This is a genomic window from Haloplanus salinarum (assembly GCF_009762275.1).
GTDB lineage: Archaea > Halobacteriota > Halobacteria > Halobacteriales > Haloferacaceae > Haloplanus > Haloplanus salinarum.
In genome coordinates this window covers 2,166,631-2,190,362 of sequence record NZ_CP034345.1, presented here as the reverse complement: position 1 = coordinate 2,190,362, position 23,732 = coordinate 2,166,631, and the positions used below count along the sequence as shown (strand labels likewise).

25 protein-coding genes are annotated in these 23,732 nt (G+C 67.7%); 10 read left to right on the top strand and 15 right to left on the bottom strand.

Features of this window, described 5'->3' with window-relative positions; all coding sequences use genetic code 11:
• Positions 1–175 precede the first annotated feature (175 nt).
• Positions 176–1,183, bottom strand: coding sequence for an agmatinase family protein (locus EI982_RS12605; RefSeq protein WP_157690036.1), 1,008 nt, complete (start codon positions 1,181–1,183; stop codon positions 176–178).
• Positions 1,184–1,429: 246 nt separating this feature from the next.
• Between EI982_RS12605 and EI982_RS12600 the strand changes: the two genes are divergently transcribed.
• On the top strand, positions 1,430–3,523 hold the full coding sequence (locus EI982_RS12600; protein WP_233255325.1) for an ATP-dependent DNA helicase: 2,094 nt from the start codon (positions 1,430–1,432) through the stop codon (positions 3,521–3,523).
• Between the two features lie 43 nt (positions 3,524–3,566).
• Positions 3,567–4,202, top strand: a complete 636-nt coding sequence (locus EI982_RS12595; RefSeq protein ID WP_157690034.1) for a hypothetical protein — start codon at positions 3,567–3,569, stop codon at positions 4,200–4,202.
• Between the two features lie 450 nt (positions 4,203–4,652).
• Here the strand turns inward: EI982_RS12595 and EI982_RS12590 are convergent, their stop codons facing one another.
• On the bottom strand, positions 4,653–5,288 hold the full coding sequence (locus tag EI982_RS12590; RefSeq protein ID WP_157690033.1) for an IS6 family transposase: 636 nt from the start codon (positions 5,286–5,288) through the stop codon (positions 4,653–4,655).
• 102 nt (positions 5,289–5,390) lie between these two features.
• Here EI982_RS12590 and EI982_RS12585 point away from each other — a divergent pair, with 102 nt between their 5' ends.
• The gene (locus EI982_RS12585; protein ID WP_157690032.1) at positions 5,391–6,737 is read left to right on the top strand and encodes a cytochrome P450; all 1,347 of its coding nucleotides are present in this window, start codon (positions 5,391–5,393) and stop codon (positions 6,735–6,737) included.
• Here the strand turns inward: EI982_RS12585 and EI982_RS12580 are convergent.
• Positions 6,734–7,243: a 2'-5' RNA ligase family protein gene (locus EI982_RS12580; RefSeq protein WP_157690031.1), complete on the bottom strand. Its 510-nt coding sequence runs from the start codon at positions 7,241–7,243 to the stop codon at positions 6,734–6,736. The genes EI982_RS12585 and EI982_RS12580 overlap by 4 nt on opposite strands.
• Position 7,244: 1 nt before the next feature.
• A complete protein-coding gene (locus EI982_RS12575) occupies positions 7,245–7,433 on the bottom strand; it encodes a DUF7554 family protein (protein WP_157690030.1) in 189 nt (62 codons plus the stop codon).
• 328 nt (positions 7,434–7,761) lie between these two features.
• Between EI982_RS12575 and EI982_RS12570 the strand changes: the two genes are divergently transcribed.
• A complete protein-coding gene (locus EI982_RS12570; protein WP_157690029.1) occupies positions 7,762–8,838 on the top strand; it encodes a sulfite exporter TauE/SafE family protein in 1,077 nt (358 codons plus the stop codon).
• A 42-nt stretch (positions 8,839–8,880) separates the two neighbouring features.
• Here EI982_RS12570 and EI982_RS18435 read toward each other — a convergent pair whose 3' ends face one another.
• Entirely contained in the window at positions 8,881–9,042 is a 162-nt protein-coding gene (locus EI982_RS18435) for a hypothetical protein (protein WP_199243616.1), read from the bottom strand.
• A 100-nt stretch (positions 9,043–9,142) separates the two neighbouring features.
• Complete coding sequence (gene uvrB, locus EI982_RS12565) at positions 9,143–11,203, bottom strand: excinuclease ABC subunit UvrB (protein WP_233255324.1); 2,061 nt, start codon at positions 11,201–11,203, stop codon at positions 9,143–9,145.
• A gap of 173 nt (positions 11,204–11,376) precedes the next feature.
• Here uvrB and EI982_RS12560 point away from each other — a divergent pair, with 173 nt between their 5' ends.
• On the top strand, positions 11,377–12,027 hold the full coding sequence (locus tag EI982_RS12560) for a hypothetical protein (RefSeq protein WP_157690027.1): 651 nt from the start codon (positions 11,377–11,379) through the stop codon (positions 12,025–12,027).
• A gap of 150 nt (positions 12,028–12,177) precedes the next feature.
• Positions 12,178–12,438: a DUF7553 family protein gene (locus tag EI982_RS12555; protein WP_157690026.1), complete on the top strand. Its 261-nt coding sequence runs from the start codon at positions 12,178–12,180 to the stop codon at positions 12,436–12,438.
• Positions 12,439–12,496: 58 nt separating this feature from the next.
• Here the strand turns inward: EI982_RS12555 and EI982_RS12550 are convergent, their stop codons facing one another.
• Both EI982_RS12550 and EI982_RS12545 read right to left on the bottom strand, forming a co-directional pair.
• Positions 12,497–13,102: a transcription antitermination protein gene (locus EI982_RS12550; protein ID WP_157690025.1), complete on the bottom strand. Its 606-nt coding sequence runs from the start codon at positions 13,100–13,102 to the stop codon at positions 12,497–12,499.
• Positions 13,103–13,282: 180 nt separating this feature from the next.
• A complete protein-coding gene (locus tag EI982_RS12545) occupies positions 13,283–14,152 on the bottom strand; it encodes a sulfurtransferase (RefSeq protein ID WP_157690024.1) in 870 nt (289 codons plus the stop codon).
• Positions 14,153–14,383: 231 nt separating this feature from the next.
• Here EI982_RS12545 and EI982_RS12540 point away from each other — a divergent pair, with 231 nt between their 5' ends.
• Positions 14,384–15,166 (top strand): sulfurtransferase, encoded by a 783-nt coding sequence (locus EI982_RS12540; protein ID WP_157690023.1) that lies wholly within the window; start codon positions 14,384–14,386, stop codon positions 15,164–15,166.
• A 108-nt stretch (positions 15,167–15,274) separates the two neighbouring features.
• Here the strand turns inward: EI982_RS12540 and EI982_RS12535 are convergent, their stop codons facing one another.
• Positions 15,275–16,276 (bottom strand): AI-2E family transporter, encoded by a 1,002-nt coding sequence (locus EI982_RS12535; RefSeq protein ID WP_157690022.1) that lies wholly within the window; start codon positions 16,274–16,276, stop codon positions 15,275–15,277.
• Between the two features lie 142 nt (positions 16,277–16,418).
• Here EI982_RS12535 and EI982_RS12530 point away from each other — a divergent pair, with 142 nt between their 5' ends.
• Entirely contained in the window at positions 16,419–16,874 is a 456-nt protein-coding gene (locus EI982_RS12530) for a DUF2391 family protein (protein WP_157690021.1), read from the top strand.
• 53 nt (positions 16,875–16,927) lie between these two features.
• Positions 16,928–17,512 (top strand): DUF7090 family protein, encoded by a 585-nt coding sequence (locus EI982_RS12525; RefSeq protein ID WP_157690020.1) that lies wholly within the window; start codon positions 16,928–16,930, stop codon positions 17,510–17,512.
• Between the two features lie 85 nt (positions 17,513–17,597).
• Here the strand turns inward: EI982_RS12525 and EI982_RS12520 are convergent, their stop codons facing one another.
• The 5 genes from EI982_RS12520 to EI982_RS12505 form a co-directional block, all read right to left on the bottom strand.
• Positions 17,598–18,392: a DUF7089 family protein gene (locus EI982_RS12520; protein WP_157690019.1), complete on the bottom strand. Its 795-nt coding sequence runs from the start codon at positions 18,390–18,392 to the stop codon at positions 17,598–17,600.
• Positions 18,392–18,481, bottom strand: coding sequence for a hypothetical protein (locus tag EI982_RS19245; protein ID WP_420191796.1), 90 nt, complete (start codon positions 18,479–18,481; stop codon positions 18,392–18,394). Before EI982_RS19245 ends, EI982_RS12520 begins: the two co-directional genes overlap by 1 nt.
• A 287-nt stretch (positions 18,482–18,768) precedes the next feature.
• A complete protein-coding gene (locus tag EI982_RS12515) occupies positions 18,769–19,446 on the bottom strand; it encodes a divisome-positioning protein C (protein ID WP_157690018.1) in 678 nt (225 codons plus the stop codon).
• Positions 19,446–19,832 carry a divisome-positioning protein B gene (locus EI982_RS12510; RefSeq protein ID WP_157690017.1) on the bottom strand — a complete coding sequence of 129 codons (387 nt, stop codon included), beginning with the start codon at positions 19,830–19,832 and terminating at the stop codon, positions 19,446–19,448. The genes EI982_RS12515 and EI982_RS12510 overlap by 1 nt, the downstream gene beginning before the upstream one ends.
• Positions 19,833–19,838: 6 nt before the next feature.
• Complete coding sequence (locus EI982_RS12505; protein WP_157690016.1) at positions 19,839–20,480, bottom strand: divisome-positioning GTPase DipA; 642 nt, start codon at positions 20,478–20,480, stop codon at positions 19,839–19,841.
• A 728-nt stretch (positions 20,481–21,208) separates the two neighbouring features.
• Here EI982_RS12505 and EI982_RS12500 point away from each other — a divergent pair.
• Positions 21,209–22,738 carry a Cdc6/Cdc18 family protein gene (locus tag EI982_RS12500; protein ID WP_157690015.1) on the top strand — a complete coding sequence of 510 codons (1,530 nt, stop codon included), beginning with the start codon at positions 21,209–21,211 and terminating at the stop codon, positions 22,736–22,738.
• 58 nt (positions 22,739–22,796) lie between these two features.
• On the opposite strand, the gene EI982_RS12495 is transcribed toward EI982_RS12500, so the two are convergent.
• Positions 22,797–23,723, bottom strand: a complete 927-nt coding sequence (locus EI982_RS12495) for a S26 family signal peptidase (RefSeq protein ID WP_157690014.1) — start codon at positions 23,721–23,723, stop codon at positions 22,797–22,799.
• Positions 23,724–23,732 lie beyond the last annotated feature (9 nt).

Genomic DNA, 23,732 nt, shown 5'->3' with positions numbered 1-23,732 from the left:
TTCGGGTGCGTAACCACCGTCGGCCTACGTGACGGATACGCGCTCCCTATTCAGCACACAGTTCCTATCAGCCGTTGAGCGTTTCAACAGAGACGGATTATTGTAACGGTGTACCGGTGGGTCGCCAGGACAGTCCGGCGAACCACCGGTACTGACTTACGATACCCAGTATGACTCACTCGGCGAACAGCCGTTCGAGCAGCGTCACGAGGAGGAAGGCCCCGAGGATGTCGGTCGAGTCGGTCGGATCGTGGGTCGGCGAGACCTCCATCAGGTCGGCGGCGCCGACGGCGTCGTGGGTGCCCAGGACCTCCATCGCCCGGAGCGCCTGGTGGGAACTGAGCCCGTCGGGCTCCGGCGTCCCGGTGCCCGGCGCGACGCCCGGATCCACGGCGTCGATGTCGAAGGTGACGTAGACCGCGTCGGTCCCGGCGGCGGCGGCCTGGACGGCGCTCGTGACGACGTCCGTGATCCCGCGTTCGTGGACGTCCCGCATCGTGTAGCAGTCGATCCCCGATTCGGCGACGAACTCGGCGAAGTCGGGGCCCTCGTAGCCGCGGATGCCCACCTGGCTGACGTGTTCGTAGTCGCTCCACGGGCTCTCGGCGACGAGGCGCGTACTCGACCCGTGGTAGTGGCCCCCGAAGACGGGGCTCTCGGTCACCGTATCGCTGTGGGCGTCGATCTGAACGAGGCCGACGGTGTCGTGGCCGGCACCCTCGGCGAACCCGCGGACGGCGGGGTAGGTGCAGTAGTGGTCGCCGCCGAGCAGCACCGGAAACGCCCGCTCGGCGACCGTCGCGACGTGGGCCTCGATGCTCTCCGCCGTCCGCTCGCGATCCATCGGGAAGACGGGGACGTCGCCGCAGTCGGCGACCGAGAGGTCGGAGAAGTCGACCTGCGCCCCGGTGTTGACGTTCGTGAGCCCGCCCTTGTAGTTCGAGAGGTAGGCCCACCACGCGCTCGCCCGCCGGAGCGCCTCGGGACCGTAGCGGGCGCCCGGGCGGTTGCTCAGGGCGCCGTCGTAGGGGGCACCGAGGACACCCACGTCGGCGGCGACGTCGTCGACGTCGCACGGATCGCCCTTGAGGAACGTGTTGTGCCCGGCGTAGGCCATCTCGACGCCCGCCCCGTCGTGAGCGTCACGGAACGCGGCGGCCGGCGTCCGACGAGGGTCGGTCATCGAGCCCTCCGTCGGCGCCAGTCGACGTCTCGCTGTCGCACGCGACGGCCGGTGGTAGTGAGCGGTCGCATGGCGGAGGCTACCGTGTCGGCGATGTAAAGCGTGCCGACCGCGTGCCCCGGAGCGGTCCCCGCACCCGCCCGAGGGTTTTAATCCGGGCACGCGTAAGCCCGATCCGTGGCAGACACGGCGGGACACGAGCGGTTCTTTCCGTACGAGTCGCCGTACCCGAACCAGCGCGAGGCGATGGACCGCATCGCCAACTCGCTCGCCCGCGGCCAGGACGTGTTGCTGGAGGGCGCCCCCGGCACCGGCAAGACGCTGTCGGCCCTGGTGCCCGCGCTCGCACACGCCCGCGACGAGGACCGGACGGTCGTCATCACGACGAACGTCCACCAGCAGATGCGCCAGTTCGTGGAGGACGCCCGCGCCATCGCGAGCGAGGAGCCGATCCGGGCGGTCGTCTTCAAGGGCAAGGGCTCGATGTGTCACCTCGACGTCGGGTACGAGGAGTGCCGGAGCCTCAAGGAGACCACGCGTTCGCTGGTCGAGGCCGAGGCGGACCGCCGGGAACTCGCCGAGCGGAGCGAGGCGCTCCTCGACGACGTGCGCGCGGGCGAGGAGGCGGCCGCCGAGGCCCGGGCGGCCGTCGTCGACGAACTCGAAGCGATCGAGGAGGAGATCGAGGAGTTGGAGTCCGCGAACGTCTGTGAGCACTACCGCGCGAACCTGACCCGGGACACGGAGGCCTTCGAAGACTGGCTGTTCGAAGACGTCCGCACCCCGGAGGAGATCTACGCCTACGCCGACGAGCGGGGGCTCTGTGGCTACGAACTCCTCAAGGAGGGGATGGAGGGGGTCGACCTCGCGGTCTGTAACTACCACCACCTCCTCGATCCGACCATCCGCGAACACTTCTTCCGGTGGCTGGGCCGCGATCCCTCGGAGGTCGTCACCGTCTTCGACGAGGCACACAACGTCGAGTCGGCGGCCCGCGATCACGCGACGCGGACGCTCTCGGCCCGGACCCTGGAGGGCGCGCTGGCTGAACTCGACGAGGCCGACGACTCGCGGGCGGGACGCGCTCGCAACGTGATCGAGGCGTTCCTGACGGGGCTGGAGTCGGCCGTCGACGACGCGCTGGGGTTCGGCGAGCGCGAACAGGTCGGGGAGAACTGGCACGACCTGGACGTCGCCAACGACGACCGCCGCGACGATCTCACGCTCGCCTTCCTCGACGCCTACGAGGGGGGCGGAATCGACACCGAGATCGACCTCGCGTTGCAGGTCGGGGAGGCGCTCGACGAGGCCTACGAGGAGGCCTACCGGCGCGGCGAGACGACGACCCGACAGGAGTCGCCGACGCTCCAGGCGGCCGGCTTCGTCGCCGACTGGATGGCCGAGGGGACCGACCTCGGCCGCCACCCGATGGCCGCGGTGCGGCGCGACGCGGGCACCGACGAGGTGTACGGCCGAGCGGAGCTCTACACCGCGATCCCGCGGCGAGTGACCGAGGACCTGTTCGACGAGGTGGCCGCGAGCGTGCTGATGAGCGCGACGCTCCGCCCGTTCGACGTGCTCGCGGACGTCCTCGGCCTGTCGGACCCCGCAACGCTCACCTACGGGCTGGCGTACCCCGAGGAGCGCCGGCGGACGTTCGCCGTCGAGGGGCCGGCGCTGTTCGCCAGCGATCGGGAGGACCCCGAGACCCAGGCGACCGTCGCGGAGACGCTCGCCAACGTGATCCGGATGACGCCCGGGAACACGCTCTGCTTTTTTCCCTCCTACGCCGAGGCCGAGCGGTATCACGACCTGCTCGGCGCGTCGGACGCTTACCTCGACGAAGCGGGGACGCCCACGGAGGACCTCCGCCGACGGTTCGTCGCCGAGGACGGCGCGGCCCTGTTCACGTCGCTGTGGGGCACCCTCGGCGAGGGGGTGAGCTTCGACGGCGACGACGCCCGAGCCGTCGTCGTCGTCGGCGTGCCGTATCCGAACCTCTCGAAGCGACTGGAGGCGGTACAGGACGCGTACGACCGGGTCTACGACGACCGCCTCGACGCGGGGTGGCGCTACGCCGTCGAGATCCCGACGATCCGCAAGACCAGACAGGCGCTCGGGCGGGTCATCCGCTCGCCCGACGACTACGGGGTGCGGGTCCTCCTCGATAAGCGCTACACGCGCGCCGGCCGGGATATGGGGAAATACGGCGTCCGCGACTCGTTCCCGCCGGAGGAGCGCGACGAACTCATCGACGTGGCGACCGAGAAAGTCGAGTTCGCGATCCTGAACTTCTTCGCCGACCTCGACGCCTACGACGGCGACCCGCCGGCGCCGTGACCGTCCCGAAAGCATTTCACGACCGAATCCGCTCGCGTCGAATATGCGACGACTGGTCCCCCTACTCGTCGCGTGCTCGCTCCTCCTCGCCGGCTGTTCGGGGGTGGCGCCGGAGGCGTCACCGACGGCGACGGAGACGACCGACGCGACGACCACGACGGCACCGACAGCCGAACCGACCGCGACGACTGCGGCGCCGGAACCGGTCGGCGTCGAGTACGTCGTCCGGGCCGGAACGATCCCCGACGACGTCGAATCGGTGACCGCGACGCTCCAGGTGGTCTTCGTCGAGCGGAGCGCGGACGTGGGACCGTGCTGGCGGGAGACGTTCGCCGGCCCGTACAAGCCGACGGTGACGCCCATCGCGCCGCCGGAGGGCGAGTGCCACCGGTCGGCGACGGTGACCGTCGACCTGACCGAACTCGACGGCGACCGGTCGCTCGCGCGGATCACCGCGCCCGGCCGGTTCGACGCGGGCCACGCCCTCGTGGTCACGAACGTGACGGCGACCTACGGGAACGGCACCGCGGTGGAGGGGGTCCGGGTCGACGAGCGCGCCGCCGTGGTGGCGGGCGAACCCGCGGGCCCGTACCGCGTGACCCTCTCGCTCGAATCCTACCGGGACGAGGACCGGCCGTACGACTTCTGGTTCGTCGGGGAGGGTCCCGAGAGCGGGTGAGGGGGTACTGTTGCGATTAGCGCGATTGGATTGGAGACACCTCGAAAGCCCCGCCTCGCTGGAGTCGGGGGTAGCGAGGCGGCAAAGCCGCCTCGGACACGCGCACGGCAGAGCCGTGCGCGAACCTCGCTGCGGTCCTCGGCCTTCGGCCTGCGGTCCTTGCGTCGGCCGCCTTCCTCCAGCAGCGAGGGAGCGAAGCTCCCTCGGGCAATCGGGCGGCTTCGCCGCCCGATTACGAGGCGCCCCTTTCAGTCCCACCCGCATCGGTTGGCCGACCGGCCGCCGCTGGGTGGGACTGAAAGGGGCCGGCGTCTCGGCGAACCCGGACGACGCAAGCACCGCAACGCAGTGAGGAGCGCAGCGAGTCCCGGGAGCCGAGACGCCGGGGGCTTTCGAGGTGGTCTCAGTTTCGAATGCGTATCTCAACACTACCGGTGAGGGGGGTGCTGTTCAGATTAGCTGATTCCATGCGAAGGCGAACGATCTGAGCCACTCGTTTGCAGTTTCTGCTTCGGCGTTGCTAAAACAGTTCGAGAAACTGGTAGTTCTGCGTTTTACTTCACGAAAAACACGTTCGACGCTGTTCCGATTTCCATGACGTTCGTATCTGAAATCGAGGCCGTGGCGACGGCAGGCGTCGTTCAGAGGTTTCGCACCGTCGACGAGAAACACCGCGTCGTCAACGTCGTGTTTCTCGCGTAATTCGCGAAAGAACGAGTAAGCGATAACGTTCGTTCTTGCCGGTTCGAGCTTTGTATGGAGTAATTCGTTCGTCTCCGGATCGACCGCGGCGTACAGCCAATACTGCTCGTCGTTGAGTCGGATCACCGTTTCATCAACCGCAACGTGATCCGGGCATCGACCCTCTTCGGGCTGTAGATCGGCCTTGTGAACCCAGTTATGAACGGTGGATCGTGCGCGTTCAACACCGAATATCTCAAGTATGGAAACAGTATTCGAAAGTGATAGTCCAGCAAGATGGAGCTGAATACTGAGCTTCATCAACAGCCGCGGTGTTGCCTCTCGTTCCACAAAACCTAACTCGATTCGGTCGATACACCCGTTGAGGCTAGCGTTTTCGGGCATGAACAACTTAGAAAACGCTACGCCTCACCTTTCAATCCTTATCTGAACACGAGGGTGAGGGGAGGCCACGCGCTTATGTCGCTCCCCGCCTAACCCCGGGCGATGCGCCAGCAGTCACGGCCTCCCGGTCCCCGTGGAGAGCCAGTCTTCGGCAACAGCAGACAGTACGCCCGGGACCCCTTCTCGTTCCTGACGGCGTGTGAGTCGGCCTACGGGGACGTGGTGGCGGCCGACCTCGGTCCGATGGAGACCTACATCGCGACGAACCCCGCCGACATCGAGCGGATCCTGGTCGGCGACCACGCGAAGTACCGGAAGCCGGCGTTCCAGGACGACGCGCTCGGCCGCCTCCTCGGCGACGGCCTGCTCCTGAGCGAGGGCGACCGGTGGCGGAAGCAACGCGACCTGGCCAACCCCGCGTTCGACATGTCGCGGATCGCCGACATCGCCGACGTGATGGCCCGACACGCGACCGAGGCCGTCGAAACGTGGGCGGCGGGCGACGACCTGGACCTGGAACTGGAGATGGCACGGCTGACGGTGCGGATCATCGCCGACGCCATGCTGGGGGTCGACCTCGGCGAAGAGCGGGTGCGGACGATTCAGGAGAACCTCGAACCCCTGGGGGCGCGGTTCGAACCCGACCCGATCCGGTTCGTCACGCCGGACTGGCTCCCCACGCCCGAGAACCGGGCGTACGAGGCCGCAGTCCAGCGACTGGAGGACGTGGTGGCGGACGTGATCGACGAGCGCCGCGGCACCGAGGGCAGCGCCGACGACGAGGACCCGCCGATGGACCTGCTCTCGATCCTGCTGCGGGCGCAAAACCGGAACGAACAGACGGACGAACAGCTCCGCGACGAGGTGGTGACGATGCTGCTCGCGGGCCACGACACGACGGCGCTGACGCTCACCTACGCGTTCTACCTGCTCTCGGAGCATCCCGACGCCGAGCAGCGGGTCCACGCGGAACTCGACGACGTCCTCAACGGCCCGCCGACGTTCGCGGACGCCCGGGAGCTGACCTATCTGGATCGGGTGCTCCAGGAGACGATGCGGCTCTATCCGCCCGTCTACGTGATGTTCCGGGAACCCGTGGTGGACGTGAAACTCGGGGGCTATCGGATACCCGAGGGGGCGGCGATCATGCTCCCCCAGTGGGCGGTCCACCGCTCGCCGCGGTGGTGGACGGAGCCGGAGCGGTTCGACCCCGACCGCTGGACCCGGGAGCGGCGTGCCGACCGCCCGCGGTTCGCACACTTCCCGTTCGGCGGCGGGCCACGCCACTGCATCGGCAAACACTTCTCGCTCCTGGAGGCGAAGATCATCCTCGCGGTCGTCGGTCGCGAGTACCGCCTCGAATACGCCCGCGACGAGCCCTTCGACCTCCGGGGGTCGCTGACGATGCATCCCGAAGACGGGATGCCGATGCGGGTTCGGGAGCGCTAGGGTCGGGGCAGGGACACGCGCCACGCCGTCTCCCGCCGGGCGCGACTCCAGAGGTGGAGTTCCGACACCGTCCAACTGACGGGCTCGATATCCGTCGCCAGCAGTCGGTCGACCGCCTCGGGCGGGCCGTCGCGGGCGAGGGTGACGTGGGGCACGTAGGCCGCGCCCTCCAGGTCGTCGTGGACGACGCCGAACGTCTCGACCAGCCGCCGGTGCAGGTCCTGGAGTCCCGGGCTCTCGACGGCGAGGTAGACCACGGGTCCGTGACCGTGGGTGGGCGTCTCGAAGGCGTCGACGCCGGTCACCGTCGCCTCGAACGCGGGCGTCGGCGAGAGCGCCGTGCGGAGGCGTTCGCGCAGGCGGTGGTAGTCGTCCTCGTCGGCCGCGAACCGCTTGCAGACGACGGCGTGGCGGTCGCGGAGCCGGTCGAACCCCGTCAGTTTCGGGTGGAGGTCGTTCGCCAGACGCTCGACTGCGCCGGGGATGGGGACGTTGAGGCTGTACACGTCAGATGCGGTCGAGAAGCCAGAGGACGATCAACACGACGACGAGGAGACCGAGGAGGTCCGGGAGGAACCCAAGCAAGCCGAAGAAGATGTCGAACACCTCGCCGACCACCCTGAGGACGAGCCAGACGAGGACGAGGAGGAGCACCAGCTTGAGCAGGTCTTCCACGTCGAGTAGCGCACGGTTCATGCCCGGATGTGGGCAGGGGACATGCAAAAGGGTAGTGGCGGTCCCCCCGTTCCGATACGGGAACCGCTCACACGGAGTGTTCGAACCTCAAGCCTTTTTGTGCGAACCGAGCTACCGACAGTCCGACAATGGGTCGTGACGCGGTCGACGGTACGTCGCGCGGTGACCGGTACGGTTCACTCGAAGACGGGCGGACGGCCGGAACGGCGGGGTCGGGAACGACCGTGTGTCCGTCCGATCGGTCGGACGGGACGGTCGGAGAGGCCGCGTCCGCTCGGCTCCGACAACGAACCCCCGCGGCGACGGCCGCTCACTGCGCCCGCCATCGATGACTGCGTCCGCATACAGCCGTGCGCAGAAGTGGTTCCTGAAGTACCAACACGTGTTCGTCTTCACGGCGCCGCTCGTCTTCGTCGTCGCAGTCCTCACCTCGGCGCCCACGACGGGGACCACGGACGTAACCTACTGGCTCGAATTCTGGTGGCTGTTCCCCGTCTTCCTGCTCGGTGCGACCATCGTGAACACCGTCGGGATCAGCGGGTCCGCCCTCTTCGTGCCGTTTCTCATCTTCCTGTTCCCCCTCTTCGCCCAGCCGCTCGAACCGGAAACCATCGTGAAAGTCGGGCTCATCAGCGAGGCGTTCGGACTCTCGAGTTCGTCGGTGGCGTTCGTCCAGTACGGACTCGTCGACCGACGGCTGGCACTGACGCTCGTCGGCGGGTCGCTCCCCTTCGTCGTCGGCGGCGCGTTGCTCTCCTTCGTCATCCCGGAGCCGTTGTTTCACGCGCTGCTCGGTCTCGCTCTGCTGGCGGCCGCTTACCTCCTGTTCAAAACCAATCTCGATCACGGCGGCGGGACCGATAGCACCGCCACGGACGGGGGCGCGGCGGTCGGCGGCGAACTCCCCGACGACAGCGGCAAACTCGGGCCAGCGGGCGTCGAGACGGCCACCGACGGGACGGTGACACGCGTCGACCGCGAAGGCGACGACTACACCTACACCCGTGCGGGCTACCTGCGCCGGGCCGCGAACTACAGCGTCGGCGGCACCTTCCAGGGGCTCGCGGGCTTCGGCATCGGCGAACTGGGGCTCATCTCGATGCTCGGGACGCGGATTCCGGTGCGCGTGGCCATCGGGACGAACCACATCGTCGTCGCCCTGACGGCGGTGCTGGCCTCCCTCGTCCACGTCTTCGGCGGCGGGGTCGTCGGCGGTCACTCGCTCAGTCTCGCCTCGACACCCTGGAATATGGTCGTGTTCACGGTGCCGGCGACGGTGACGGGCGGACAGGTCGCCCCCTACGTGTCGAACGCCCTCAGCACCCGAACGATCAAGCGGTTCGTCGCGATGCTTTTCGGCATCATCGCGACGGCGCTGTTCCTGATGGCCGTCGGCCTCGGGTAGCCGGACTCGGTATCGCCACCGCGCCACGGGGGAGAAGGTGAATCAGCGATCCGGATCGAGCGCGTCGACACGCATCTCGACGTAGCGTCGTGGCCACTCGGCGAGATGCGCCGTGAGACGGCCGAAGAGACCCTGCTGCGCGGGGTCTTCGGGAGTCGATCGTCCCTCACTACGCAGGCCCGGTGAGTCGGTTTCGTGGCTCATCGATTGAGACGGTCGTGTGTCGCGGGTAATAAAAATTGGTGACGGATCCCACGGTCCCGTCGCGGAGGGCTAGCCACCGGCGGCGAGGGACGACCCACGCTCAGAACTCGGAGTCGAGTTCGGGGGCGACGCCGTCGTCGGCGTCCTCGAACTCGAACTCGGCGCGGAGTTCGCGGATGCGGTCGCGGATGTCGGCCGCGAGTTCGAACTCCAGGTTGTCGGCGGCGGTCTCCATCCGGTCTTCGAGCGCCTCGATCCGGGCGCGGGCCTCCTCGTCGGTCTCGGGGGCGTCGCCCGTCACCCCGGAGGTGTCCGTCTCGCTCCCCGGAAGGTTGGTCTCGCCGACCGCCTTCTCGATGGTCGTCGGGTCGTGACCGTGTTCCTCGTTGAACTCGCGCTGGATGCGGCGGCGACGGCGGGTCTCGTCGATGGCCGACTGCATGGCGTCGGTGACCTCGTCGGCGTACAACACGACCTCGCCGTTGACGTTGCGGGCCGCCCGTCCCATCGTCTGGACGAGCGTCGTCTCCGAGCGGAGGAAGCCCTCCTGGTCGGCGTCGAGGATGGCCACCAGCGACACCTCGGGGATGTCGAGCCCCTCGCGGAGGAGGTTGATGCCGACGAGGACGTCGAACTCCCCGAGGCGAAGCCCCCGAATCAGTTCGTGACGCTCCAAGGTGTCCGTCTCGTCGTGCATGTACTCCACCGCCACGCCGGCCTCCGAGAGGTACTCGGTGAGGTCCTCGGCCATGCGCTTGGTGAGCGTCGTGACGAGGACGCGTTCGTCGCGTTCGATCCGCTCGTCGATGCGGTCCATGAGGTCCTCCACCTGGCCGGTGGCGTCGGCGACTTCGACCGCGGGGTCGACCAGATACGTGGGCCGAACGATCTGTTCGACCACCTGGTCGGAGTGCTCCCGTTCGTAGTCGCCCGGGGTGGCCGAGACGTAGAGGGTGCGGTTCGTCTTCTCGACGAACTCGTCGAAGGTGAGCGGGCGGTTGTCGTAGGCGGTCGGGAGGCGAAAGCCGTTCTCGACCAGCGAGTCCTTGCGGGACTTGTCGCCCTCGTACTGCCCTTTGATCTGGGGGAGGGTCTGGTGGGACTCGTCGATGACGGTGAGGAAGTCGTCGGGGAAGTAATCGAGGAGGGTGTAGGGCGCCTCGCCGGAGTCCCGGTCCGAGAGGTGGACGGAGTAGTTCTCGATGCCCGAGCAGTAGCCCGTCTCGCGGAGCATCTCGATGTCGAAGGTGGTGCGCTCCTCGATCCGCTGGGCGGCGACGAGGTCACCCTGGCGCTCGAAGTAGGCGACCCGATCCTCCATCAGGGCCTCGATCTCTTCGATGGCGTTTTCGAGGCGCTCCTCGGGGATGGAGTAGTGTTCCGCCGGGTGGATCAGGGCGGCGGGTTCGCGGCTCTTCACCTCGCCTTCCAGCGGATCGAGTTTCGTCAGGCGGTCGATCTCGTCGCCCCAGAACTCCACCCGGAGGGCGTAGCGGCCGTACATCGGGAACACCTCGACGGTGTCGCCCCGCACCCGGAAGGTGCCCTGGGTGAAGTCGACGTCGTTGCGCTCGTAGTTGAGGTCGACCAGGCGGGCCAGCAGTTCGTCGCGGTCGATCGCCTGGCCCGCTTCGAGGCGGAGGGCCATGTCGACGTAGTTCGCAGGGTCGCCGAGGCCGTAGATGGCCGACACCGAGGCGACGACGATCACGTCCTCGCGGGTCAACAGCGAGCGGGTGGCCGAGTGGCGCAGACGGTCGATCTCGTCGTTGATCGAGGCGTCCTTGTCGATGAAGGTGTCCGTCTGTTCGACGTACGCCTCGGGCTGGTAGTAGTCGTAGTAGGAGACGAAATACTCGACGGCGTTGTCGGGGAAGAGGTTCCGGAACTCCTCGTAGAGCTGTGCGGCGAGGGTCTTGTTGTGGGCGATGACGAGCGTCGGCTGCTGGAGTTCCTCGATCACCCACGACACCGTGTTCGTCTTGCCGGAACCGGTCACCCCGAGGAGCGTCTGCTCGGCCATCCCGGCCTCGTAGCCGGCGACGAGTTCCTCGATGGCGTCGGGCTGGTCGCCCGCGGGCTCGAAGGGAGCGTCGACCCGGAAGGCGCGGTCGGCGTCGGGGCGGTCGGGCTGGAGCGGCCCGGAGTTCTCGTCGCTCACGATGGGTGTACGTGGGTACTGGACGGACTTGACGGATTCGCTCCGCCGGTCGAGGCCGACGCGGTCCGAACGCATATTCGAATTCGGGACTAACGGACCGTTATGGACGGCGCGTGCCCGGGCGGCCGGCGTGGACTCGCCGGGAACGAACACGACGAACGACGGGAGGGAGGATGAGCGGAACGACGGTCGACGCCGCCGAGTACGTCCCGGTGGATCGCTGGCGACGACTGGGCCGGATCGACGCGATCCGAAAGCGGGTCAAGCGGATCGCGATCGGGGCGGGAGTCGTCTTCCTCGGCTTGACCCTGGTGCCGTCTCGCGGGGACCTGTCGCTGCTGGTCACGGCGATACGCCTGCTCTCGCTGTTGACCGGCGTCTCCGCGTGGTCGGTGGGCGAGGCGCTCGGGACGGCGACCGACGACGAGGACGGCGACGGCTCCGCCCTCGCGGCGGTCGGGGTCCTCGTCCTCGTGGCGCTGGCGTGGGGCGCCGAGCGCTCCGATGCAGGGTCGATACTCTGGCGGCTCCTCCTGGGCGAGACGGCGACGGCCGTGAGCGACTCCGGCGTCGGTGGGATGGGCACGGACGTCGGGACTGGATCGGCGGACAGCCCAGTCACGGAGCGAAACGTGGATGGGGAGTCGCGACCCGCCGGGACCCCCCTCGGGCTACTGCTCGTGTTCCTCATCGGCGGCGCGGTGATCCTGTCGTCGTGGCCTCGAGCGGGAGGGTTCGAGTCGGGGGGACTGGCCGTGTTCCTGCTGCTGACGGCGGTCGTCGGGGGCGTCGTGGGACTGTTCGCGGGACTCTCGCTGCAGTGATCGGGGACGCGGCGACCGGGGCGACGGCGGATCGTGGACACGGTCGACCGTTCCCTTTCGGTCGGTGGCTGACGCCGGAGCGTGGCGGATCGCCGCCGGACGTCGGGAGTGCTCCGAAAAAACTTCATCCCCGACGGCGTAGCGTCGCGTATGGCCCAGCAACTCGAACTGGCGAGCGAAGAACTGCGCGCCGCGGCCGACTTGGCCGACGGCGACGAACAGGACCGACTGGAAACACAGGCCGACAGCCTGGCCGACTTGGTGGAGACGGGGGCGGACCACGGCCGCCTGGCGCGCCACGAGAACGCGCTCCGGGAGGTCGAAGCGGCGACCGGCGACGAGGTCGGCGAACACATCCAGGCGGCGATGGACGCCATCACCGAACACCGGAAGACCCTCGACGGGGTGTGAGTCACCGTGCGGGTCGTTCCCGAACCCCTCCGCTTCGAGTGGAGATCGACCCGCCGGCTCAACAGACGTTCTTCGGTTTGATGCCCATGGATTCGAGCGTCTCGACGTAGTCCTCGTAGGTCGCCTCGACGACGGCCGTCGCGGCGCTCCGGGCGCGGTCCCAGTCCGCGTCCGAGTCACAGCGGTCGTCGAGCGCGGCGACGATTCGATCCCGGTCGGCGTCGGCCTCGTCCCGGAGGTCACGGAAGGTGCCGGCCGTCGAGGGGTCGGCGTCGCCGACGAAGAAACCGACCATCTGGCCGACCGTCCGGTCGAGGACGAGCGAGTGGCCGAGGGCGCCCCCGAGGCGCGCGACGGGGTCGTCGAACCCGGCGGGCGTCCCGTAGGTCCGGCGGTCGGCGGGGTCGGCGTCGGCGTCGACGGTGTCGGCCCGGTCCGTGGCCGTGTCCGCGAGGTCGGCGAAGAGGTCCGCGGTCCCGCCGTCGGCCGCCCAGGCCTCGAACCGTTCGGCGGCCGCCGACGCGTCCGCCGCCGCCGCGGCGCGGACCGTCGAACCGGTCATCTCCCCCTCCGTCAGCGCGTAGAGCCACTTCGAGGAGCCGAGCCGCGAGAGCTCCGTCTCCAAGTCGTCTGTCAGCGTCTCGACGAGCGTCGTGCCGTCCATGGACCGCGGTACGAGGGGGGCCCGTTTGTATGCATCGCCAGCGGCTCGCCGTCCCGTACCGCTCCCGTCGCTACCCGGTGGACGGTCGAAAGAACGTGAGGACGGTGTGGCCGTGAGCGGCTAGTCGCCGCTGCCCTTCTCCGCGGCTCGCTACCGCTCGCCGCTCCGCTGCGAGGCCGACTAGTCGTCGGCCTCGCCTTTCTCGACCGGGGCACCGACGAGGTTGCCCCACTCGGTCCAGGAGCCGTCGTAGTTGATGGTGTCCTCGTAGCCGAGGAGTTCGTGGAGCGCGAACCAGGCGACCGAGGATCGTTCGCCGATCCGGCAGTAGGCGACGGTCGTCCCCTCGCCGTCGATGCCTTCCTCGGCGTAGAGGTCCTGGATCTCCTCGCGGGTCTTGAACGTGCCGTCGTCGTTGGTGACGGCGGCCCACGAGATGTTCTTCGCGCCGGGGATGTGGCCGCCGCGCTGGGCGGTCTCCTGCAGTCCCGGGGGCGCGAGGATCTCGCCGGAGAACTCCTCGGGGCTTCGGACGTCCACGAGCGGAAGGCCGCGCTCGATGGCGTTCTCGACGTCCTCGCGGTAGGCGCGGATGCTCTCGCGGGGGCCGGACGCCTCGTAGTCGACCGCGGAGAACTCGGGGACCTCCTCGGTGAGCGGATAGTCGTTCTCGAGCCAGTAGTCGCGGCCGCCGTCCATCAGGCGGACGTCGTCGTGGCCGTAGTACTTGAACTGCCAGTAGGTGTAGGCCGCGAACCAGTTGGAGTTGTCCCCGTACAGGACGACGGTGGAGTCCTCGGAGATGCCGTGGCTCCCCAGGAGGTCCTCGAAGTCCTCCTTCGAGAGGATGTCGCGCGTCGTCTGGTCCTGCAGCTGAGTCTCCCAGTTGAAGCCGATGGCGCCGGGCGCGTGACCATCGTCGTAGGCCTCGGTGTCGACGTCGACCTCCACGAGCCGGTGGTCCGGATCGTCGCTCTGGAAGGCGTCCAGGTGGTCGTCCACCCAGTCCGCCGACACCAGAACGTCTTTCGCGTACGCTGAGTCTGACATAGCAACAGTCGTTACGACACCCTCCCCTATAATCCCCACACTGACGGCAGAGGCGGCCATTCCTCCACCGAAGCGGAAAATATTGCAGCATCTACCGGGACCGAGCGGTTCAATGCGGGGACTACCCCGACTGACGGGCGTCGGGCGAGCGGTGAACCGGCAAATATTGTCTCGGTATGGGACGGGCGCCGAAGCGCCGTCACTAAATCCGACGGGCCTGTAGCGGCGGGTATGAACGAGGACATCGTCGTCACCCCGGAGTGGCTCGCCGCCAACCGCGACGAGGTGCGGGTGGTCGACGTGCGCGACGCCTGGGAGTTCGACGGCATCGGTCACGTGCCCGGCGCGGTCAACGTCCCTTTCGACCGGTTCCGGAGCGAGGCGGGCGACGAAGGGATGCTCCCCGGAGCGGCACACTGGACGGAGCTGATGGAGGCGGCGGGAATCGACGCGGACGACCGGCTGGTCGCCTACGACGACGAACACGGCGTCTTCGCGGCCCGGTTCCTGGTGACGGCGTTGCTGTACGGCCACCGCGACTGGCACCTGCTCGATGGCGACTTCAGTGCGTGGAACCGGGAATACGAGACGACGACGGAAGCGACAGAGGTGGCGCCGTCGAGTTACGAGGTGCGGGAGCCGGAGTCCTCGCCGCTGGTGGATTTCGAGACGGTGCGGGCGGCACTCGACACCGAGGCCGTCATCGTCGACACGCGGGAGGAGTGGGAGTACGAGGAGGGACACCTCCCGGGCGCGGTACAGCTCGACTGGCGGGAACTCGTCGACGAGGAGAGCCGGGGGCTGAAATCCTGCGGGGAACTGGAGTCGCTACTGGCCGACCGGGGGATCACGAGCGACCGACGGATCGTCCTCTACTGCAACACGGCCCGGCGCATCAGCCACACGTACGTCGTCCTCAGACACCTGGGATACGAACGGGTCGACTTCTACGAGGGCAGTCTCACCGAGTGGAACGAGCGGGGCGGACCGCTGGAGGGAAGCGAGGTCGAGTGACCGTAGGGAACGAGGCCTCGATTCGAGCGGTGAGCGGGAGCGAACCGCGGAGAAAGGCGAGGCCGAGTGAGCGGGAGCGAACGAGCCCTCGAATCGATCCGGCACGTGCTACTCCTCCCCGACGTGGACGTCGTTGAGTTCCGCGGAGAGGAGTTCCGCCGTCTCGACGACGAGGCCGACGACGAGCGGGCCGGCGATGACCCCGACGGCACCGACCGTCAGGAGGCCGCCGACGAAGCCGACGAAATAGAGGCTCCCGGGCAGGTCGGCGGTCTCCCGGGACAGTCGGGGTCGGATCACCACGTCGGGAAGCCAGGCCACGAGGAGCGATCCGGCGACGAACACCAGGATGGCCCGGGTGGGGTCGCCGGCCGCCAGGTGGGCGATGGCGAGGACGGCGATCAGGATCGACGGCCCGATCACCGGCAGAAACTGCAGGATTGCGGCGAGGACGGCGAGGGTGAGGAAGTAGGGGTAGCCGAGCAGGAAAAAGAGCACGAGCGCGACGGCGAAGGTGCCGACGGCCGTCGCCGCCTGCAGGACGTAGATACCGAAGAGGGTGGCGCGGGTCCGTCGACTCAGCGCCTGGACCACGTCGCGGTAGCCGGCCGGAACGACCGCGAGGGTCGCCCGGTGCGTGTCGGCCGGGCGGGAGAGGAGGGCGAACAGCACCATTCCGAACACCGTCAGCTTGAGCGCGAGGACGGGGGCGACGACGGCGAAGGACCGGGCGAGCTGACGGCCGAAGGAGACGGCGACGGTCCGGGCCTGTGAGAGGGTGACGCTCGCCGAGAGCCCGTAGAGTTCCACCGAGAGAGTCGGTGGGAGCGCCGCGAGGAAGGCGACGATGGCGTCGATGCGGGTGACGACCACCAACACCGGCGGCGCGGCGAGGACGACGACGGCGAGGGCGGCCACGAGCGTCGTGACGAAGCTGGCCCGCCACAGCGAGAACCCTCGGCGGGTCAGCTCCTCGCGGAGGGGAAAGAGGAGGTAGGCGACGGTGATGGCGAAAAAGACCGTCGCGAGCACGTCAGCGAGGAGGGCGCCGGCGACGAGCGCCAGGAGGGCGAGGAGCGCACCCAGGACGTATCGACGTTGGAGGGTCACGCCGTCACCTGCGGCGGGCGCAATGAAAGTCGTTTCCCAGCCGCCGACCGGGGCGGTCCCGGAACCGCGTCGGCGAGCCATCGAAGAGCGGACGGACACGCGGAAACACCGCTCCTTTACCGCGGGAGAGCGAGGTGGGGGTATGGTCGGCGCGACGCGGCGGTTCAGGTTGGCCGACACCGCCCAGCAGATCGTCGGGGGGTTCCTCCTAGCGGGCCCGTTCGTCGTCACGGAGGAGGTGTGGACGCTGGCCGCCGACATGACGTGGATACAGGCGCTGGCGACCGTCGGGATCGTCCTCGCGATCGGGTACGGGACGCTCTACAAGGCCGACGACCGGGACCCCGACAGCGAGTCCGAGGTCGGTGGCGTGCCGCTCCGGTTCGTCTCCCTGATCCTCGTCTCCTACTGCTCGGTGCTCGTCCTCGCCCTGTCGTTCGGGGCGCCCGGGACGTTCCTCGACGGGGAGGCGGGGCGGACGGTCGGAGTCGGCGGCCTCACCGTCGCGGTCGGTACCGTCGAAGTGACGCTCAAGGCCGTCAGCGTCGGCGCGGTGTTCAGCGTCATCGGCGCCGCGACGGCCGATTCGCTGTTCTGATCGTCCGTGGCGGCCACCCGCAGTCTTAAGTCCGTTCGGTCGGAGAGACGGGTATGGATTACACGCTCGCCATCGACGGCGCGCCGGAGACGATTCCCGGCGGGACGGGTATCCTCCTGTTGCACCCGAGCATCGGCGAGACCGACCGCATCGACACCGACTTTCTGAAGACCGACACGGACAACTTCCTCGTCGTTTCGACCCGGACCACCGCTCGCGAGGTCGAACAGAAGCTCGAACACTACGACGTCGACGAGTCCCGGGCGGACATCCTGGATACGCTCTCCGTCGAACGGGGCTACTCCCGACGCCCCTCGGACCGCGTCCACTACGTCGCCTCGCCGGACGACCTCGACGGCATCGTCGCCAAGACGGAGGCCTTCCTGGGGAGCCACGAGGGGAAACGGCGGGTGAGCGTCGACTCGCTCACCGAGATGGCGTACTACGCGGACGAGGACCGGGTGTACGAGGCGACGAAACAGCTCCTCGATCTGCTGGCGGAGTACGACGCAGTCGGCCTGTTCCACCTCTCGAAGGAGGTCCACGACGAGGCGACGCTGACCCGCTTTCGCGAACTGTTCGACGGCGTCCTCGATCTGGGGGTCGACGGCGACGTCACCGCGACGTTCGACACCTGACGGGTCATACTGTTCATTGTAAGTCAGTGCCGGTGGTTCGCCGGACTCCTGGCGAACCACCGGTGAACAGTTACAATAATCCGTATCAGTCGACGGGCCCCTCGCTCAGTTTCTCGAAGGTCGTCGCCGCCCACCGGACGGCGTACTCGGGGCCGTAGTCCACGTAGGCGGTCGTATCCAGGGCCGCGAAGGGGGCGGGCAGGTCCAGTCCGTGCTTGATCGCCGAGCAGGCCAGTTCGGTCGCGTCGGCGAACTCCGTCTCCCCGCGGGCGACCGCGCCGGGGAGGTCCGCGACGCGGCCCCGGAGGCTGTCGCCGGCGTCGGCCCACGCGTCGTGGAGGCGGGGCTGGTCGTCGTCCCAGTCGGCGAAGATCGGTCGGGTCCGGCGGCCGAGCCACCCCTCGTAGAGCGCCGCCGCGATCTGGTAGACCGCCGCGGGTCCGAGCGGGATCGCCGCGTCGAGGTCGGGGTACGCGTCCCCGAAGAAGGGGAGAAACGACTCGGGCACGTCGAGACCGATCCGGACGAACGCCTCCGCGAGGAGAAACTCGAGGAAGGCGTCCGGCGTACCCGCCGCACGGGCCTTCACGAGGACGGTCGGGGGGACGGTCTGGCGGGTCCACATCACCGTCCCGTCGCCCGGGAGGCCGACGGTAAAGTCCGAACCCGCGTACCGGTGAAGCGGCCGAGGGGCATCCTCGGGCACCCACGATTCGGGGTAGGTCGCTGGATCGAGGGCGTCGACCAGCAACCCGAGGTCCTCGGCCGTCGCCGGCGGCAGCGTCTCGAAGTCGGTGTCGGCGTCGAGGACGATCGAGTCCGGAGCGTGTCGCTCACGGACGGCCTCCAGGTGGTCGGGGAGCGCCCGGCGCTCGAACATCACCCGAGCAGGGCACCCACGACGAGGATAGCCGCGAGGACCGCCGATACGCCGACCGTCGCTACCACGACCTTGGTCGCCTGACTCATACCGGAGGATCGGTGCGGTCCCGCATAAACGTTGTAGTCTCTGTCGCCACGCACTGCGACCTCGGGGAGCGATTTCGACGCCCGACCGGCGAAACACCTTCGTTTCCCGTCCACACGGTTCTCGCTATTAAATCGCTTCGAAGGGGCTCTGAGGGTATACTACAGTTGAAACAAAGGGGTGTGGATCGGTGGCACAGAACGGGAAGAGATGGTGGCACGACGGGACGGTCGGAACGAGCGTCGCTGAGGGGTGGACGGGACGGATAGTGATGAATCCGGCGGAAGGGTTACGCGTCGTCGCGCCAGGTGTCGGCCACCTCGATGACGTAGTGGCCGTCCTCCTGCAGGGAGATGATGCACTCCTGGCGGTCGTACAGTTCCATCAGGTTGAGTTCGTACTGCCCGGGTTCGAGGATCTTGATGCTCTCGAACTGGTCGTTGAGCTCCGCTCGGAGGTCCTCGATCCCCGGCGACTCGTCCGACGTCGGCGGGACGGCGTGGGCGGCGTCGTCGACCGACTGGGGCGGGGACGCGGCGTCGTCGAGCTCGTCGGGCGAGACCACGTCGCTCCGGGCGTCCGCCTGCGCGGTGTCCTCCTCGAGGGCGCTCGGGTCGGACTCGGCCTCGATGAGGTCGTCGTCGGTGCCGGCGGCCGTGTCGTCCGCCGAGGCCGGCGTCGAGTCCGAGGCCGCGCCGGGATCGGCGTCGGCCGATACCGTCCCCCCGGATGTCGACTCCCCGGCCGAGGGCGACGGCGAGGGAGCGGGTGACGTGTCGGCAGTCGTTCCCGTGGACGTTCCGGCGTCGGCGCCGCCACCCCCCGGTTCGTCGCCGAGCGTCGGCGTCTCGGTCGCGGAGTCCGGTTTGAACTGGAACTTGTTCCCCCCGCAGTCGGGACACCCGGAGAGCATCTCCTTGGACCCGTCGGCGAAGACGCGTTCACAGTTCGTACACTGGTGGGGCATTACTTGCGTGAGACGAGGGCGCTGATGAGGTTCTCGTCCTTGTGGAGCGTCTGGATCTGGTTCGCCGGCCCGATGACGGTGAGTTTCTTCGTCGACTCCCGTCCCATCAGCCGGTCGAGGAAGCTCCGGTCCGCGGTCTCGGAGCGGGGGTAGGTCTCGATCTCGATCCCGTTGAACTCGTCGGGGCTGATCTCGGTCATCGTCACCTCGATGAGTTTCGACTCCTCGTCGGGGGAGAGCCCCTCCTCGAGGATGACGATGTTCCCCTCGCGGACGCCGTCGAGGATGAGGCGGATCTTCTCCATACCCGTGAGGTCCTCCATCCGCGCCCCGCTGATGAGGTCGATCTGGACGCCGTCGACGTCTGGCGGAGTTGCTTCAGGCATGATTCATCACCCGAAGTACTCCGCGATCTTGTCGTACACTTCGTCCATGTTGTCGCCTTCCAGCGCCGAGAGCGGGATCGTCTCGTGTTGCGGGAAGGCGTTCTCGATCTGCTTGATGTTCGAGTCCTCGAGGTCCGTCTTGTTCGCGAGGATGAGCACCGGGAGGTCCTGGCTCTCGATGATCCCGATAAGCATCGTGTTCACCTGCGTGAACGGGTCCTCGGTACTGTCGAGGACGTAGATGACGCCGTCGACGTCCTCGCGGAGCCAGTGCATCGCCTCCGCGACCCCCTCGGTCGCCTCGCGGGAGCGACGAACCGCGTCCTCCTCCTCGATGTCGTGTTCGAGGAACTCCTTGTAATCGACCTTCGTCGTGACCCCGGGAGTGTCGACGATGTCGATGGTGACCGTACTCCCGTTGCGCTCGATCTCGACGTTCTCCTTCCGGCGGGCGCGACGGGTCTCGTGGGGGACGTGACTCTCCGGGCCGACGGCGTCCCCCGTCCAGTCGCGTGCGATCCGGTTCGCGAGTGTTGTCTTCCCGGCGTTCGGCGGTCCGTAGATCCCGATGCGCTTGGGATCACTGGCCGAGAACAGTCGATCCGTAACTCGTGTGATGCTGTCTCTGAGTCCTGTGAGCAGTCCCATCCTATCCTCCCGCACCTCCCGTCTACCGCCGCGAGAGGGCGTATGCGGGATGAAGGTCTCCGCGTTCACTTAAGTGTGCGTCAGACAACCATAACCGACCTGTCAGTAGCGGGCGACGTCGGACGGCGAAACGCGCGGGCTACGGCGGACCGCCCGCCGACGAAACCCGGGTGACGGGAACGACCGGCATCACGGGACCGAGACGACGATACTGGCCGCCCCCCACCCCTTCGTTTCGGGTGGAGACGGACAGCCCCGTGGTCGACGGACCGGGTGACGATGGCGGTTCGATGACACGAAGCCGGGTCGATCCCTAGAATCCACACACACTCCTAGTGAAAATAGAGTTGTAGATGGAGTACGGGTATGGTTTAATCGCCTTGTTTTTATATCTTGCTGTACTAGTAATCCCTTCTCACCCCCACCCCCTCTTTCACCGTTCCACCCGAAACGAAGGGGTGGGGGGGTCCGGCCCGGGCCCGGGTTGCGTCCGTCGGACGAGTGATAGGCGACGACCGGTTTCGCCCGAATCGCCATGCATCGGGCTGCAGACACGCTCTCGCGACTTCCCGGTCGCGAGGACCGACGAGGGGGAAGGTTTTTCTACCGCCTGCTCCTCTGTTTCCCCTGGATCATCTGGACGCGCCGAGGGGTTCGGCGGTGGGAAAAACGACCCGAACCGTCCCGTCTCGGCGCGTCTTCCAGTGGAAACGGCGGGGTTTCACCGAATGGACGCGAACGACTCACCTTCCGACGATCGCTCCGAGGTCGACGCCGAGGAGCACGATCTGGACGCGCCCGCTCGCGACCGGACGAGCGACATCTCCGGCGACGTCGACATCGACGACGTCCTCGAGGACGAGGACGAGGACGACAACCAGGGACTGTTCGACGACCTCCTCTCCGGCGAGCCGATCTTCGAGAACAAGGAGGTGCTCCGCCCCTCCTACACGCCACACGAACTGCCACACCGGAACGAGCAGATCAATCAGATGGCGACGATCCTCGTCTCGGCGCTGCGGGGGGATACACCCTCGAACATCCTCATCTACGGGAAGACCGGGACGGGCAAGACCGCGAGCGCGAAGTTCGTCAGCAAGGAACTCGAATCGACGTCCCAGAAGTACGACGTTCCCTGCGAGGTCGAGTATATCAACTGCGAGGTGACCGACACCCAGTATCGCGTCCTGGCACAGCTCGCCAACAAGTTCATCGAGAAGAACCGGGACGTCATCGACGGACGGCTCGACGACCTCGCGGCCCTCCGGTCGTCGGTCACGGAGGGTGATCGCACGCTCGCGGACACGCGTTTCGACTCCCTCGACGCCATCGACGAACGAATCGACACGCTCGAAGCCGACCGGGAGGATATGGAGTCCGTCCCCATGACGGGCTGGCCCACCGACCGCGTCTACAGTTCCTTCTTCGAGGCGGTCGACTATCACGAACGCGTCGTCGTCATCATGCTCGACGAAATCGACAAACTGGTCGAGAAGTCCGGCGACGACACGCTCTATAACCTCTCGCGGATGAACTCCGAACTCGACAACTCCCGTATCTCGATCATGGGCATCTCGAACGATCTGAAGTTCACCGACTTCCTCGACCCTCGTGTCAAGTCGAGCCTCGGGGAGGAGGAAATCGTCTTCCCCCCCTACGACGCCAACCAGTTGCGGGACATCCTCCAGCACCGTGCCGACGTTGCCTTCGAGAACGGCGCCCTCACCGAGGACGTCATCCCCCTCTGTGCCGCCTTCGCGGCCCAGGAACACGGCGACGCCCGCCGCGCCCTCGATCTACTCCGGACCGCCGGCGAACTCGCCGAACGCGGACAGGCCAACACCGTCGAGGAGCGACACGTCCGGCAGGCCCAAGACAAGATCGAACTCGACCGGGTCATCGAGGTAGTACGCACCCTCCCTACCCAGTCGAAGATCGTCCTCTTCGCGATCATCCTCCTGGAGAAAAACGGCGTTCACAACATCAACACGGGCGAGGTGTACAACATCTACAAGCGGTTGTGCGAGGAAATCGACGCCGACGTCCTCACCCAGCGGCGCGTCACCGACCTCATCTCCGAACTCGACATGCTCGGCATCGTCAACGCCGTCGTGGTGAGCAAGGGACGCTACGGGCGGACCAAGGAGATCAGCCTCTCGGTTCCCGTCGAGGAGACCGAGGCCGTCCTGCTCTCCGACTCCCGGCTCGGCGACATCGAGAACGCCCAGCCGTTCGTGCAGGCCCGGTTCGACAACTGAGCGTCGTCGCCGACGGGCACTGCGTCGTCGAACGCGCTACCCGATCCGAGCGGCAGCGCTACGGCGTGGGTGCCTGCGCCGCCGGCGACGGCGTCGACACCCGGCGTGGCGTCGTTCGGTCGACCCCCGGTGGGCCTCCGACGGTCGGGGTGTCGACGGTCACGGCTGCGGCGGTCGGTCCCGTCGCCGTGTGGGTCGTCGTCCCGAGGACGGTCCCGGAGACGCCGAGACGCACCCAGCCGAGATACGGGATCCGGACGCGGGCGACCCCGACGATCCACTCCGGCTTGACGGGCTTGCTGATCCCGTTCACCTGGTCGTACGCCCCGTTGTGGTCGCCTTTGGTTACGAACCCGGCGTTCGGTGCCGGACAGTTCGGCACCTCGCCGCAGTCGCTCCCGGTGACGTAGTCGGGGTTCGCGCGGTCGTACCAGTTCTCCCCCTCCTCGACCCAGAACTGTGCGCGGTGGATCACGGGTGGTCCGGCGTCGGCGGGTTCGTCGTAGACGATCACCGACCCGTGGGCCCCGAACTTCCAGTAGCCGACCTCGCGACCCGTCTCACGGGTGACGACGCCCGTCCCTTCGTGGGCGGCGTCGGGTGCGAACCGGCTGGTGTCGGTGATGAAGACCAGGTCGCCTTTCTGCATGTGTGGCTCCATGCTCCCGCTCTCGACGGCGACCATCGGCGGCCACACGCCGCTGATCGCAAAGAGCAACAGTCCGATGGCGACCACGGCACCGACGCTCAGCGCGGTCTCGCGGACGACGAGTCGGAGGCCCTCGTTCCCGGCCACCCGGTCGAGCGGCCCCGCCGGGTCCGACCTCTCTGTGTCCTGGTCCGCCGCCCGATCGGCCAGTCCCGCAGGATCCGGTCCCTCGGCGTCGTGGTCCGCCGCCCGATCGGCCAGTCCCGCCGGACCCGGTCCCTCGGCGTCGTGGTCCGCCTCCCGGTCGGACGGCCGCGGACCGTCGTCGGCACTCATCGGTTGCCG